Source organism: Sinorhizobium meliloti, assembly GCF_017876815.1.
In the GTDB taxonomy this organism is placed as follows: Bacteria; Pseudomonadota; Alphaproteobacteria; order Rhizobiales; family Rhizobiaceae; genus Sinorhizobium; species Sinorhizobium meliloti.
In genome coordinates this window covers 3,101,982-3,115,139 of sequence record NZ_JAGIOS010000001.1, presented here as the reverse complement: position 1 = coordinate 3,115,139, position 13,158 = coordinate 3,101,982, and the positions used below count along the sequence as shown (strand labels likewise).

Below are 13,158 nucleotides of genomic sequence, written 5' to 3'. Positions count from 1 at the left end.
AGTGGCGCTTTCTAATGTTCAACCATGAACATAATTGTACAACGATGAACAAAAAGCAAGCACAGATCGAAAGCCACCACTTTCCCTGGGATCATCCTCGTTTTCGAAGTTGGATCGCCGTTGCCCGCGCCTGTCAGCTGATGCAGCAGACATTGACGCGGCGGCTGACCCATCTCGATGTGAAGCCGCCGCACCTGGACATCCTGGTCAATCTCTACCGCTTCGACGGCATCACCCAGCAGGAGCTTGCACGCAAGCTGCTCGTCGGCCGCTCAAACATGAGCATGCTGCTGCCGCAGCTCGAAAGGCGCGGCCTCATCGAAAGGCGGGGCGACGCAAGAGACAAACGCGTGTTGCGTCTGTCGCTGACCTCAGCAGGAAGGGCCTTGACCGAGGAGGCAATGGAAATTCAGACGGCGCTCATCGAGAGTTCGCACGGCGGGGAGCCGATCGAGGACTGCGTCAAGGTCGCCGAGTCGATGGAGCGGATCATCGCCACCTTGCTCAAGGACGATGAGTTGGCGGCGGGAGGCTGAACGAGGCTTCCCCGGTCGGCGGCTACCGGACGCTGCCAGACGTCAGCGCGGCTTTTCGGGTTTGTCGCGCGACATACCCTTGTCGGCGAGTTCCTGCTCATAGGCCTTGAAGAGCTCTTCGCCTTTCTCGCCGAGCTCTCGCAGATAGGTCCAGGTGTAGATGCCGGTGTCGTGCGAATCGTCGAAACCGATTCGCACCGCGTAATTTCCCGTCGGCTGGACCGAGATGATTTGGACGTTGCGCTTGCCCGGGACCGTCACCCGCTGGCCGGGGCCGTGTCCTTGCACCTCTGCCGAGGGCGAGAGGACCCGCAGGAGTTCCGCGGAAAGGTCGAAGGCCGCGCCGTCGTCGAAGGTAACGGACAGGCGGTGGCGATCCCTAGATATCCGCAGTTCGGTGGGCCAGAATACGCTCATCGTCATTGCTCCGTGTTCGTCCCCGTTCAAGTAAAGCAGAATTGAACGGTCGGAAATCGTCCGCAGACGGCTTTCCAGATATTTGAAACAGTTTGCGACAGGATGCGCCTTGACGCGACCCTTTTTGACCACGACATTGAATGCGCAGGGAGAAAAGACTTGAACACGGCCGCTATAGACCAGACCGACGCCAGACCGCTCGACACCACGACTGCCCCGATGGTCGATCCATTCGGCCGCGCGGTCACCTATCTGCGCGTCTCGGTCACCGACCGCTGCGACTTCCGCTGCACCTATTGCATGGCGGAACACATGGCCTTCCTGCCGAAGAAGGACCTGTTGACGCTGGAGGAACTCCAGCGCCTCTGTTCCGCCTTCATTGCCAAGGGCGTGCGCAAGCTGAGGCTCACCGGCGGGGAGCCGCTGGTGCGTAAGAACATCATGTTCCTCATTCGCGAACTCGGCAAGGAGATCGAAGCGGGACGGCTGGATGAACTGACACTCACCACCAACGGATCGCAGCTTTCCAAATTTGCCGCCGAACTCGTCGATTGCGGCGTGCGGCGGATCAATGTCTCGCTCGACACGCTCGACCCCGACAAGTTCCGCCAGATCACCCGCTGGGGCGAATTGGCAAGGGTGCTCGAAGGCATCGATGCGGCGTTGGCAGCCGGATTGAAGGTGAAGATCAATGCGGTCGCCCTCAAGGACTTCAACGACGCCGAGATACCGGAACTGATGCGCTGGGCGCATGGCCGCGGCATGGATCTGACGCTGATCGAGACCATGCCTATGGGCGAAGTGGACGAGGACAGGACCGACCATTACCTGCCGCTCTCGGAGATGCGCAGGCGGCTCGAGGCCGACTTCACGCTCAGCGACATCCCCTACCGCACCGGCGGCCCGGCGCGCTACGTCGAGGTCGCGGAGACCGGCGGCCGCCTCGGCCTGATCACGCCGCTCACGCACAATTTCTGCGAAAGCTGCAATCGCGTCCGGCTGACCTGCACCGGCACGCTCTATATGTGCCTCGGCCAGAACGACGCCGCCGATCTGCGCGCCGCATTGCGCGCCACCGACGACGACGCCTATCTCGCGCAGGTCATCGACGAGGCGATCGGCCGCAAGCCGAAGGGCCACGACTTCATCATCGACCGCGAGCACAACCGCCCCGCCGTCGCCCGCCACATGAGCGTCACCGGGGGATAACGGCGACAGTCTTGGCCCTCATCCGCCTGCCGGCACCTTCTTCCCGCAAGCGGGGCGAAGGGACAAGCGGCAAGGCATTGCTCGGCTCTATGTCACATCTCCTATCGCACCGGTTTTGAAGCGCTCAGCTCTTTGATCTGCTGGATGTTTTTGTCCTTTATCGGATAGGATTTAAGGAACATGCAGTAGGGATTCGCCACGCCGGGAAGGCTCGCGCCGTTCGGCCACAAGCTATCAGGAATGAGAATGCGCTCGTCAGCCAATTTCCGCGGCATCGTCTTCATGTGCCTCGCGATGATCGGGTTCGCCTGCAACGATGCGCTGGTAAAATCGGTCACCGGCGCCATGAATACAGGCCAGATCATGTTCATGCGCGGATTGCTGACGACGCTGATGGTGGTCGTAGTCGCATACCGCTTCGGCGCCTTCCGGCCGGTTCGGACGATCTTCAGGCCGGCCATACTGCTGCGCATCGCCATGGAGGCGCTTGCATCGGTGACCTATATCTCCGCGCTCGGCCAGATCCCGCTCGCCAACGCTTCGGCGATCATGCAGGCACTTCCGCTGGCGGTCACGCTCGGCGCCGCGCTGTTTCTCGGCGAGCCCGTCGGCTGGCGGCGGTGGGCGGCGATCGTCGTAGGCTTCGCCGGCGTCCTCATCGTATTGCGTCCTGGTCCCGAGGGCTTCACCGCGGCGGCCCTCACCGTCGTCGCTTGCGTCTTCTGCACCGCGACCCGCGACCTCTGCACCCGCCGCATCGGCACCGACGTGCCGTCGCTGTACATCACCGTGACGACCTCACTCGTGACGACGCTGGTCGGTGCGGCCCTCATCGTCCCGCTCGGTGGCTGGCAACCGATGTCTGCGACGTCTCTCAGCCACATCGCCGGCGCCAGCGTGCTTCTGATGCTCGGCTATCAGACGATCGTACTCGCGATGCGCGAGGGCGAGATCTCCGTCATTGCGCCATTCCGCTACATGAGCCTTCTCTGGTCGGTCACCCTCGGGGTCGTCTTTTTCGCAGAGACGCCGGACCGCTGGATGCTGGCGGGCGTCGCCATCATCATCGGTTCCGGCCTTTATACTTTCTATCGCGAGAGCAAGCGCGGCCGGCAGGCGGTCGCGCAGCGCGCACTCGGCGGCCCCCTGGAATAGCTGAGGACGTTCTCGATGACAGGCGCCCCCTCCCACGCCACATTCCCTCCGGCAGTCATCCTCGCCGGCGGACTTTCTTCGCGCATGGGGCGCCCGAAGGCAGGACTGGTGCTCGGGGGCAGGAGCATGCTTACGCGCGTGATCGAGCGCCTCCGGCCACAGGTCGCCGGCATCGCCATCAATCTGAATGCCGATCCGGATCCTGCTTCTGCGTTTGGTCTCGAGGTCGTGCCGGACACGATACCCGGATTCGTCGGCCCGCTGGCCGGCATTCTGGCCGCCATGCGCCATACTGTGCGCAAGTCACCGGGGGCTAGCCATGTGCTCACCGTGCCGGTCGACACGCCCCTCTTTCCCAAGAGCCTTGCCGCCCGGCTGAAGACCGCCATCACGTCCGGGGGTGAAATCGCCGTCGCTTTCTCGGCCGGTGAGATGCATCCGCTTTTCGCGCTCTGGCCCGTCGCGCTCGCCGATGATCTTGAGGCGTGGATTCATGCGGACGAAAAGCGGCGCGTCCGTGCCTTCATTGCGCGGCACGAATCGGCAACGGTAGAGTTTCCCCTGATCCCGACGGCGGCCGGACCGCTGGACCCTTTCTTCAACATCAACACCCCCGAAGAGCTTCGGCAGGCTGAGGCCTGGTTGCCCTATCTGGAGGATCGCGAACCATGAACGACCCCTTGCGCCCACCGAAGATTTTCGGAATCGCCGGCTGGAAGAATTCCGGGAAGACCGGCCTGATGGTCCGTCTTGTCAGCGAAATGACCCGGCGCGGCTATATGGTCTCCACGATCAAGCACGCGCATCACGACTTCGACATCGACAAGGTCGGCGCCGACAGCTACCGCCACCGCGAGGCCGGCGCGCATGAGGTAACGATCGTTTCATCGACGCGCTTCGCAATCATGCATGAATTGCGTGGGGCGCCGGAGCCCACATTCGAAGAGATCTTGTCGCGTCTTGGCCCCTGCGACCTGGTACTGATCGAAGGCTACAAGCGCGAGCCTGTCCCGAAAATCGAGGCGCGCCGCGAGGAATCGGCCCATCGCGAACCGCTCGCTCCGAGCGATCCGCATATCATGGCCATCGCTGCCGATCACCCGGTCGCGGACACCGGGCTCCCCGTATTCGACCTGGACGACACGCAGGCGATCGCCGATTTCGTCGAGAAGGTCACGGGACTGCGTGACTGACGGTCGAGTGGACGGCATCCATCCAAGACAAGCGCACACAGGCGGGCTGTAGAACGCACAAATAATCGGGGCCGGTTTCCCGGCCCCGATGTCAGTTCGCATGCTTCGTTGCCCCTACCGCTGCGCTACAGGGCGCACCAGCGGTGTCACGCGGCGAATGGTGACGCGGCGGTTCTCCTGCTCCGGCCCATCCGTGCGGATCTTGAGGAACCGCTCTCCATAGCCCTGGGTGACGAGGTTTTCGGCCGGGATGCCATAGACCTCGGTCAGGAGCACTGCGACGGACTCGGCACGCTCGTCGGAGAGGACCAGGTTGGACTGGTCGGCGCCAACGGCATCCGTGTGACCCTCGATGAAGAAGGTTTCACCCGGATCCTTCTCAAGGACCTTGTTCATTGCCTCCGCGACGTTGCGCATGGTCTTCGCCTGCGACATCGATACCTCGGCGCTTCCCGTCGCGAAGGTGATGGTGTCGAGATCGATACGGCGAACCTTGTCGCGCAGGCGGGCGGAGTGACGCACCTCATCGATGGTGTAGACGCGTTCGACCGGCTCGACCGGGGGTTCGGACAGGAACTCGTAGTAATCCCGGTCCGGATCCTCGGCGACGTCGACGATATATTCGTCCACCGGTATCGACAGGCGCATCGGCGGCAGATCGTAACCCACGTCGACGATAGTAGGCCGGTCTTCTTCATATTCCGGCGCGTACATCATGACATATTCCTCGCCGCCGCGATCGACGCGCGTGCGCGTCAGGATGTCTCCGTACTCGTTGTAGATGGTGACGATCCGATAGCCGCCGGGGCGGACGATCGTCTCGCGGACGCGGCCCCGCGGAAGAGTCTCGTAGAAACTCTCTTCCGAATTCCTGCGCAGACGCGGCCGGTCGTCACCGCGCACGAAGATGCGATCGCCGACGCCGAGGATGACACGATCGTCGACCTCTTCGACAACCCTCACCTCCGTCACATTGTTCTCGGTGGTGTTATTGACGGTCGTGTTGTTCACCGTGTTGTTTATGACGGTGTTGTTGATGATGTTGGTCGTCTGCGGCACTGTAAAGGTCGGAGCCTCTTCGACGCGCTCGCCCTCTTCGCTGAGCACAGCCTCGATCTTCTGCGGAATTTCTTCCCTGGCTTCGGCCGGGATCGCCGCCTGTGCCGACGCATCGTCGGTCGGTACTTCTACGCTCTCCTGCTTGGCACGCAGTTCCTCGCGCTGCTTGCGTCGGGTCTCGCGCGACTGGTTGCCGCCTGCGATGTCGGCGTCCTTGTCGCTGTCGAGGACGGCTGCGCCCCTCTCGACGGGAAGCACGACGGTATCATCCGAGGCTGCGGGATCCTCAGCGATCTTCTGCCTTTCTTCCGTCGAGCGCTCATCGACGACTTCGGGAGCCGGTTGGCCGGCGGGCTGCTCACCCTGCTGTTCTGCAGTTGCGGGTGGTTCCGCGCCAGGCACCGGCTGCTGCTCGCCCTCGCCCGTCTGTTCGGCCGGCGCCTCCGTAGCGGGCTGCTCAACGGTCGTGCCGCCCTCAGGTTCGGCACCCGGCTGCTCGGCGGCTCTCTGTTCGTCCGTCTGCTGCTGCTCCTCGGCCTGTTGCTGGCGTCTCTTACGCGTAGGCTCCTGTTCCTCGGCCTGCTGCGGCGCGCCCTCCTCGGCTGCGGGCTGCTGCTCCTCGGCCTGTTGCTGGCGTCTCTTGCGCGTAGGCTCCTGTTCCTCGGCCTGCTGCGGCGCGCCCTCCTCGGCTGCGGGCTGCTGCTCTTCGGCCTGCTGCTGGCGCTTCTTGCGCCGGGGAGCCTCTTCTTCGGCCTGCTGCGGAGCACTCTCTTCGGCTGCCGGCTGCTCTTCAGCCTGCTGCTGGCGCTTCTTGCGCCGGGGGGCCTCTTCTTCGGCCTGCTGCGGAGCGCTCTCTTCGGCTGCCGGCTGCTCTTCAGCCTGCTGCTGGCGCTTCTTGCGCCGGGGAGCCTCTTCTTCGGCCTGCTGCGGAGCACTCTCTTCGGCTGCCGGCTGCTCTTCAGCCTGCTGCTGGCGCTTCTTGCGCCGCGGAGCCTCTTCTTCGGCCTGCTGCGGAGCACTCTCTTCGGCTGCCGGCTGCTCTTCAGCCTGCTGCTGGCGCTTCTTGCGCGGCGTTTGCTGCTCCTCGGCCTGCGGCTGTTGCTCTTCCGCCTGCCCCTGTGATTCCTCCTCGGCCTGGCGCTGCTTCCGCTTCAGCAACAACTCCTCGGGCGACGGTTGGCCCTCTCCTTCCTGAGCGACTTCGAACGGAGCGGTCAGGCTGTCAGCGAAGGCCGGCTGGATCATCAGGGACGCCGAAAGAACGGGCAAGGCCACTGTTGCGAAAAGTCTGGATCGTATCGACATTGTTTCTTCCTCTTGTTCGGAGGTCCTGACGCTGGTGTGCAACCGCGACTGCAATCGCCTCGCCCACCATGACGCCCTCGTCACAGGGCCATGATCCGCGGTCCCGGCCTTTTATGCCTCGGCCGAAATGCCGTAGCCGCAACGCTGCAGCCGCGGATCGGTTCCGCTGCAAGGCCTATAGAAGCCGACATTAACCGGTCCTGAACGGCCCGTTCATCTTCGCGCGCAACTTCTGCGACGATCGAAGGACATGATTCGCGTCGAACAGTGGGAAGCAAAGCTTTCCAGTTGATTTTTGCAGGAAAACCGTACGAATATCGCCGCAACCGGCGGCTTGAAGCCCCGGCGCCAATTGGCATCCGCGAAACAAGAAGAACCGGATGCCGAGCCAACAGAGAGGACATCATGCGTATTTCCAGACGGCTTGCAGCCACCGCATCGGCTGCCGTTTTCGTGCTTATGGCCGGCGTTGCCATGGCAGAGGGCGAGAAGGTCGTGATCGGTACCGAAGGCGCCTACCCGCCCTTCAACAATCTCGAGTCGGACGGCACGCTGACCGGCTTCGACATCGACATCGCGAAGGCGCTTTGCGAAGAGATGAAGGCCGAATGTACCTTCGTGACGCAGGATTGGGACGGCATCATCCCCGCGCTGATCGCCAAGAAGTTCGATGCTATCGTCGCGTCGATGTCGATTACCGAAGAGCGTAAGCAGCAGGTCGATTTCACCAACAAATACTACAACACGCCACCGGCAATCGTGGTGCCGAAGGATTCACCGATAACCGAGGCAACCGCGGCGGCCCTTTCCGGCAAGGCGCTGGGCGCGCAGGGCTCGACCACTCACTCCAACTACGCGGAAGCGCATATGAAGGAGTCGGAGGTGAAGCTCTATCCGACCGCGGATGAATACAAGCTCGACCTCGCAAACGGCCGCATCGACGCAGCCATCGACGACGTCGTCGTGCTCTCCGAATGGCTGAAGACCGAAGACGGCGCCTGCTGCAAGCTGCTCGGCACCCTGCCCATCGATCCCGTCATCAATGGCGAGGGCGCCGGCATCGCAATCCGTAAGGGCGACGATGCGCTGCGCGAAAAGCTCAACAAGGCGATAGAGGCCATCCGCGCGAACGGCAAGTACAAGCAAATCAACGAAAAGTACTTCCCCTTCGACGTCTACGGCAGCTAATCGCAGCGTTTCCTGCGAGTATCCGGCTTTAATGCCGGGAAAATCTCGGTTGATGAGAAAAATGCAACGGCGGACGGGCTTGCCCTTCCGCCGTTTTTGTTTGACAAGGAATCTCGAAAATAAGCGTCTACAGCGTCTCGCGTCCTATAGGTGCGCAAAGGCGGCTGTAACCCTTTAAGTTGCTGCATGGTTTGTCGTTTGGTTATTTACGATTACAGCAAACATGCAGTAGACGCCAAAAACGGTACGGGGAATTATTGGCATGAGCGGACTGTTTGCCGCCCTTTCCGCCGGTCTCGCCTGGATCGGTGCGATCATCGATCCGCTATGCGGTCCCGCGGGGATCTTTCGCTGGTTCGGCTCGGGAACGCTACTTGCATGCGGAGACGCGGGTTGGGGCGATGAAATCGCCTATGGCTTCCTGGTCACCGCCAGTCTCGCGGTCGCAACGCTTCCGGTGGGCTTGGTCATCGGCTTCTTCGTCGCGCTCGCCAAGCAATCTGAGGAAAAATCCCTGCGACTGGCGGGCAACATCTATACGACGATTTTTCGGGGCCTGCCGGAACTCCTCACGCTTTTCATCGTCTATTACGGCCTGCAGATCCTGGTTCAACAGTTCCTCGCGACGGTCGGCTATGAGGGAGCGGTCGAGATCAATGCCTTCGTAGCGGGAATGATCGCACTCGGAGTGGTGTTTTCGGCCTATTGCTCCGAGGTGCTGCTTTCGGCCTTCAAGGCCATTCCTCACGGGCAGTACGAAGCCGGTGACGCGCTCGGGCTGCACCGGGGCAAGACGATGCGCCTCATCATCCTGCCGCAGCTCATCCGAATCGCGCTGCCCGGCCTCGGCAATCTCTGGATGGCGCTGCTCAAGGATACCGCCCTTGTCTCGGTCATCGGCCTTCCGGACATTCTCCGGCAAACCGGGATCGCGGCGCGCGTCACCAAGCATGCCTTCGAGTTCTTCGGCATCGCCTGCGTTCTCTTCCTCGTCCTGGCGATGATTTCCTCCGTCGTATTCTCGGCGCTCGAGCGCTCGACCAAACGCGCGGAGGCGGGCCGATGAGCATTGCCGAGACCATGATCCCGCCGCAGGCGCCGCCGCCCTCCCCGCCGAAGCCCTACACCTTCTCGCGCTTTTTCGGCAGTGTGGCGCTCGGCATCTGGCTGGCGCTCGGCGTCGGCATCTTCCTGACGGTCGTCAATGGCTGGGACCCGGAAAAATTCTCCCGCTACGGACCGAGTTTCCTCTCCGGCCTCGGAGTAACGCTGACACTCGTCATCTCGTCGATTCTCATGGGCGCCGTCCTTTCGCTGCCCGTGGCGCTCGGGCGCATGTCGAAGAACAGGCTCTGGGGCTGGCTCGCCTATGCCTATGTCTATTTCTTCCGCGGCACGCCGCTCATCACCCAGCTCTTCCTCATCTATTACGGGCTCGGCAGCTTCCGTCCGCAGCTCGAAACCGTTGGACTGTGGTGGTTCTTCCGCGATGCCTGGAACTGCGCGCTCTTCACCTTCACTCTGAACACCGCCGCCTATCAGGCGGAAATCCTGCGCGGCGCCATCGAAAGCGTGCCGCGCGGCCAGCGCGAGGGGGCCGCCGCGCTCGGCCTGCCGGAACGCGTAGCCTTCTTCAAGGTCATTCTGCCCCAGGCGATGATCGTAGCGCTGCGCCCCTACGGCAACGAAATCATCCTGATGATCAAGGGCTCGGCAATCGTGGCGATCGTCACGGTCTTCGATCTCATGGGTGAGACGCGGCGCGCTTTCTCCCGGACCTTCGACTACCAGATGTATATCTGGGCGGCGATCCTCTATCTGCTGATGGTGGAATTGCTGCGCAACATCTGGGGCTGGCTGGAAGCCCGCCTGACCCGCCATCTGAAGCGCTAAACGCGTTTGGCCGCAGGCCGTATTCCCGTAGCTTGGCAGCACTCGCCGTCATGTGCTGCCAAGCGGTTGTTTTTGTAAGAGATTTCTCGCTTTATTCACCTACATTAAGGCTTGATTAAGCAATCAAGCGCTCCATCATAGAGACCAACCTTTGTGAAAAGTGAGGTCCGCATGACGAACGACATGGAACTGCAGCTCAAGGGTTACGGGCTGACGACGGCTCAGATACTTTATCGGATGCCCGACCACCCGGCTTTCCTGCAGACATACATCTGGCAACACTACGACATCGCGCCGGACTTTCCGGAAATGCACAGCTTCCTCAAATTCTGGCAGGAGAAGCTGGACGGCCCGCTGCATTCGGTACGCTATGTGCACCGGAAGTTGATCTCGGCGTCCGAATGGCGGGCTCTCAAGGGAGAGTTTATCGTCCACTAGATCACGATGTTTTCAGGTCGGGTCGACCTAAAAACATGAACGTGATCGATTCAAGAAATTGGCGCGGGATGCAGGCGGAAAACCGCACACATTTTTCCTCATCCTGCTCCAGGTTCCGGTGCACGTCGTTGTCGGATGGGTCAGACGGATCGGGTGATGCCGCCGTCGATACGGATGTTCTGGCCGGTGATATAGCCTCCGCGGTCGCTTGCGAGCAGCGCGATCAACTCGGCCACCTCCTCCGATGCGCCGTAGCGTCCCATCGGAATCCGCCGACGGCGTTCCTCCGTTTCAGGCAGACTGTCGATAAAGCCGGGCAGAACATTGTTCATGCGGATATTGTCGGCGGCATACCGGTCGGCAAAGAGTTTGGTGAAAGCCGCAAGCCCGGAACGGAAGACCCCCGACGTTGGAAACAATGGGTCGGGTTCAAAGGCAGCGTAGGTGGAAATATTGACGATGCTGCCGGATTTCTGCTCCACCATGATCGGCGTCACCAGCCGGGTCGGCCGCACGACATTGAGGAAATAGACATCCATCCCCCGGTGCCATTCCTCGTCGGTGAGTTCGAGCACCGGAGCCCGCGGGCCATGGCCTGCCGAATTGATCAGCGCGTCCACGCGCCCCCAGGCGTCATAGGCCGTATCGACGAGCCGCTTCAGATCGTCGTTCGACTGATTCGATCCGGTGACGCCGATACCGCCGAGTTCCTTTGCGAGCGCCTCGCCCTTGCCGGACGAAGAAAGGATTGCAACCCTGTAGCCCTCTGCCGCCATCCGCCGTGCCGCCCCGGCCCCCATGCCGGAACCGCCGGCCGTGACGATCGCCACCTTCTGTTCGCTCATCTTGTGCTCCTTTTGGCATGACCGAGAGAAGCGCAGTTGAAGCAGGCCTGCGCGCCGGCATCAAATGAGAATTTCTGAAGGCGGCATCAGCAATGCGGCGCAGCGGCGCACGCAGCGTCTCAGACATGAACCTCGCCATGAGCCAATTCGCCGGCGCCTGTCGCCCTGTGGAGGGAACCGTAGAGCACGACCGCATAGAAGAGCGCGACGCCAATCGCCACGGCAACGCCCGGCACCGGACCGAGAGCGGCGTTCTCGGCAACATCGGCCCAGGAACGGACATGGCCGAAGGGCTCTCCCGTGCTCGAAATCTTCGGGGAGGAAATCTTCAGTGCCCATGCCAGGAGCAGGATCAGGTACATCCAGCAATAATTGCGCTGCAACCGCCGGCAGAGGGCCTCCCTGTAGCCCATCAGGAAAGCCGGCTGGCGCAGGCTCTTGGCGACCGACACCGACCATCTGAAGCTCGGCGTGCCTTCAGGGCACAGGATCTGCGCGAAGTAGCCGCGTTCCATCTGGCGCACGCGGGCACGATAAACGTCGAAGAAACGGTAACGCCGCGCTTCAATCAGCAGCAACAGGCTGATGAGCAGCATGGCGAAGAGAAGGACACCGTGATGGGACGACGGCGTCGAGAGCGAAACCGAAAGCATCGCTGCGACCACGGTGATCGCCCAGTTCGATGTTCGGTCTATGCGGTCCCGCCAACCGGCCATCCGCCCGATTTCGCCGCGATAATAGTGGATGATCGCGTTGATCGTCTCCTGCGGTGTCTGCGGCAGAGGCGGCGTTTGCCGCTCCGGTATCTCCGTTTCCAATGTCAACGGGCTCAATTCGGCAGACATCGGCATTCCTCCGGATTTTTCATTCTTTTAGGAATGATGACTCCTTTTCGATCAAGGTTAAATGCCGCGCGCCCCGACCTGGTCAAAATCTTTGCCGCAGGCGATTGTTCCCATTATTCTGCTCACTCGGGAGACCCTCCCTCGCGCCGCGAGATCTTATGACTCCGCAGGAATCGGGGGCCACTTACAGGAACGGCCGCGACCGGCGATTGTCAAAGGCCGCCGGGGGTCGTAAGAAGCGCCCATGACGCAGAAAATCAAGAAGATCGACGAGGAAGCCCTCGCAGAGGCCTATAACCGCGCGCTTGCCTTGGAGAAGTCCGGGCATTTCGACGCGGCCGCCGCCGCCTATCGGGAAGTTCTGGAAATCGACCCGGAGGACCACGGCGGTGCCGCCGTTCGGCTGGCATCGATGGGCCGCGGCGAGACGCCGCTCAAGGCTTCGGACGCCTATGTGGCAACGCTCTTCGATCAGCACGCCGACGTCTTCGACAATGTTCTCGTCGACCAGCTCCACTATTGCGTGCCACTGCTCGTGCGCCAGCGGATTCAGGCGCTCGGGCTCGGACCGTTCAAGCGCGTCCTCGATCTTGGCTGCGGCACCGGGCTGACCGGAGGTGCGCTGCGCGACATGGCGGAAGACATAACCGGCGTGGACCTTTCGGAAAACATGGTGGAGATCGCCCATGAGAAGGACCTCTACGAGACGCTCTATGTTGCAGAGGCGGTCGATTTTCTCGACGACAATGACGACGAACCGTTCGACCTGATCGCCGCAACCGACGTCCTGCCCTATATCGGCGCATTGGAGCCGCTGTTCTTCGGCGCGGTTGACAACATGGTGCCGGGCGGGCTCCTGATCTTCTCGAGCGAGAGCCTGCCGGACGAGACTCCGGCGGGGCAAGGCTTCGCCGTCGGACCGCACCAGCGCTTCGCCCACTCGGAGACCTACCTGCGCGAACGCCTGGCGGCGACCGGGTTCGAGATCGTTGACATCACCGACATCACGGTGCGCATGGAGGAAGGCGAGCCGATTGCCGGCCAATTGGTGATCGCCCGCTTCAAACCCTGATTG

14 protein-coding genes are annotated in these 13,158 nt (G+C 62.0%); 10 read left to right on the top strand and 4 right to left on the bottom strand.

All coding sequences use genetic code 11. The features are described from left to right. Positions 1–44 precede the first annotated feature (44 nt). Entirely contained in the window at positions 45–536 is a 492-nt protein-coding gene (locus tag JOH52_RS15095) for a MarR family winged helix-turn-helix transcriptional regulator (protein ID WP_010969524.1), read from the top strand. A gap of 42 nt (positions 537–578) precedes the next feature. Here JOH52_RS15095 and JOH52_RS15090 read toward each other — a convergent pair whose 3' ends face one another. After that, the gene (locus JOH52_RS15090) at positions 579–953 is read right to left on the bottom strand and encodes a gamma-butyrobetaine hydroxylase family protein (protein WP_013844515.1); all 375 of its coding nucleotides are present in this window, start codon (positions 951–953) and stop codon (positions 579–581) included. 159 nt (positions 954–1,112) lie between these two features. Here JOH52_RS15090 and moaA point away from each other — a divergent pair, with 159 nt between their 5' ends. From moaA to mobB, 4 genes are all read left to right on the top strand, one after another. Beyond that, positions 1,113–2,162 (top strand): GTP 3',8-cyclase MoaA, encoded by a 1,050-nt coding sequence (moaA, locus tag JOH52_RS15085; RefSeq protein WP_010969526.1) that lies wholly within the window; start codon positions 1,113–1,115, stop codon positions 2,160–2,162. A gap of 246 nt (positions 2,163–2,408) precedes the next feature. Beyond that, on the top strand, positions 2,409–3,317 hold the full coding sequence (locus JOH52_RS15080; RefSeq protein WP_003535093.1) for a DMT family transporter: 909 nt from the start codon (positions 2,409–2,411) through the stop codon (positions 3,315–3,317). A gap of 15 nt (positions 3,318–3,332) precedes the next feature. Continuing rightward, positions 3,333–3,989, top strand: coding sequence for a molybdenum cofactor guanylyltransferase MobA (gene mobA, locus JOH52_RS15075; protein ID WP_010969527.1), 657 nt, complete (start codon positions 3,333–3,335; stop codon positions 3,987–3,989). Beyond that, positions 3,986–4,510 (top strand): molybdopterin-guanine dinucleotide biosynthesis protein B, encoded by a 525-nt coding sequence (gene mobB / locus JOH52_RS15070; RefSeq protein ID WP_010969528.1) that lies wholly within the window; start codon positions 3,986–3,988, stop codon positions 4,508–4,510. The genes mobA and mobB overlap by 4 nt, the downstream gene beginning before the upstream one ends. A 114-nt stretch (positions 4,511–4,624) precedes the next feature. On the opposite strand, the gene JOH52_RS15065 is transcribed toward mobB, so the two are convergent. Beyond that, complete coding sequence (locus tag JOH52_RS15065) at positions 4,625–6,874, bottom strand: OmpA family protein (protein ID WP_013844516.1); 2,250 nt, start codon at positions 6,872–6,874, stop codon at positions 4,625–4,627. 405 nt (positions 6,875–7,279) lie between these two features. Here JOH52_RS15065 and JOH52_RS15060 point away from each other — a divergent pair, with 405 nt between their 5' ends. The 4 genes from JOH52_RS15060 to JOH52_RS15045 all read left to right on the top strand — a co-directional run bounded on the left by JOH52_RS15060 (position 7,280) and on the right by JOH52_RS15045 (position 10,393). Beyond that, a complete protein-coding gene (locus JOH52_RS15060) occupies positions 7,280–8,062 on the top strand; it encodes an ABC transporter substrate-binding protein (protein WP_003535100.1) in 783 nt (260 codons plus the stop codon). Positions 8,063–8,324: 262 nt separating this feature from the next. Continuing rightward, entirely contained in the window at positions 8,325–9,128 is an 804-nt protein-coding gene (locus JOH52_RS15055) for an ABC transporter permease (protein WP_003535103.1), read from the top strand. Next, positions 9,125–9,955, top strand: coding sequence for an ABC transporter permease (locus JOH52_RS15050; protein ID WP_010969531.1), 831 nt, complete (start codon positions 9,125–9,127; stop codon positions 9,953–9,955). The genes JOH52_RS15055 and JOH52_RS15050 overlap by 4 nt, the downstream gene beginning before the upstream one ends. A 171-nt stretch (positions 9,956–10,126) precedes the next feature. Next, the gene (locus tag JOH52_RS15045; RefSeq protein ID WP_003535108.1) at positions 10,127–10,393 is read left to right on the top strand and encodes an usg protein; all 267 of its coding nucleotides are present in this window, start codon (positions 10,127–10,129) and stop codon (positions 10,391–10,393) included. 140 nt (positions 10,394–10,533) lie between these two features. Here JOH52_RS15045 and JOH52_RS15040 read toward each other — a convergent pair whose 3' ends face one another. Together JOH52_RS15040 and JOH52_RS15035 are read right to left on the bottom strand one after the other, a co-directional pair. Continuing rightward, positions 10,534–11,238: an SDR family oxidoreductase gene (locus tag JOH52_RS15040; protein ID WP_003535109.1), complete on the bottom strand. Its 705-nt coding sequence runs from the start codon at positions 11,236–11,238 to the stop codon at positions 10,534–10,536. A 119-nt stretch (positions 11,239–11,357) separates the two neighbouring features. Continuing rightward, the gene (locus JOH52_RS15035) at positions 11,358–12,083 is read right to left on the bottom strand and encodes a DUF2270 domain-containing protein (RefSeq protein WP_003535111.1); all 726 of its coding nucleotides are present in this window, start codon (positions 12,081–12,083) and stop codon (positions 11,358–11,360) included. A gap of 244 nt (positions 12,084–12,327) precedes the next feature. On the opposite strand from JOH52_RS15035, the gene JOH52_RS15030 reads away from it, so the two are divergent. Continuing rightward, positions 12,328–13,155: a class I SAM-dependent DNA methyltransferase gene (locus JOH52_RS15030; RefSeq protein ID WP_003535118.1), complete on the top strand. Its 828-nt coding sequence runs from the start codon at positions 12,328–12,330 to the stop codon at positions 13,153–13,155. Positions 13,156–13,158: the final 3 nt, after the last annotated feature.

Bases quoted from the DNA above. Each gene is read 5' to 3' on its own strand.
- JOH52_RS15060 (WP_003535100.1), top strand. From the start codon at position 7,280: ATGCGTATTTCCAGACGGCTTGCAGCCACCGCATCGGCTGCCGTTTTC.
- mobA (WP_010969527.1), top strand. From the start codon at position 3,333: ATGACAGGCGCCCCCTCCCACGCCACATTCCCTCCGGCAGTCATCCTC.
- JOH52_RS15080 (WP_003535093.1), top strand. From the start codon at position 2,409: ATGCGCTCGTCAGCCAATTTCCGCGGCATCGTCTTCATGTGCCTCGCG.
- mobB (WP_010969528.1), top strand. From the start codon at position 3,986: ATGAACGACCCCTTGCGCCCACCGAAGATTTTCGGAATCGCCGGCTGG.
- JOH52_RS15040 (WP_003535109.1), bottom strand. From the start codon at position 11,238: ATGAGCGAACAGAAGGTGGCGATCGTCACGGCCGGCGGTTCCGGCATG.
- JOH52_RS15035 (WP_003535111.1), bottom strand. From the start codon at position 12,083: ATGTCTGCCGAATTGAGCCCGTTGACATTGGAAACGGAGATACCGGAG.
- JOH52_RS15095 (WP_010969524.1), top strand. From the start codon at position 45: ATGAACAAAAAGCAAGCACAGATCGAAAGCCACCACTTTCCCTGGGAT.
- JOH52_RS15030 (WP_003535118.1), top strand. From the start codon at position 12,328: ATGACGCAGAAAATCAAGAAGATCGACGAGGAAGCCCTCGCAGAGGCC.
- JOH52_RS15050 (WP_010969531.1), top strand. From the start codon at position 9,125: ATGAGCATTGCCGAGACCATGATCCCGCCGCAGGCGCCGCCGCCCTCC.
- JOH52_RS15090 (WP_013844515.1), bottom strand. From the start codon at position 953: ATGAGCGTATTCTGGCCCACCGAACTGCGGATATCTAGGGATCGCCAC.
- JOH52_RS15045 (WP_003535108.1), top strand. From the start codon at position 10,127: ATGACGAACGACATGGAACTGCAGCTCAAGGGTTACGGGCTGACGACG.
- JOH52_RS15055 (WP_003535103.1), top strand. From the start codon at position 8,325: ATGAGCGGACTGTTTGCCGCCCTTTCCGCCGGTCTCGCCTGGATCGGT.
- JOH52_RS15065 (WP_013844516.1), bottom strand. From the start codon at position 6,874: ATGTCGATACGATCCAGACTTTTCGCAACAGTGGCCTTGCCCGTTCTT.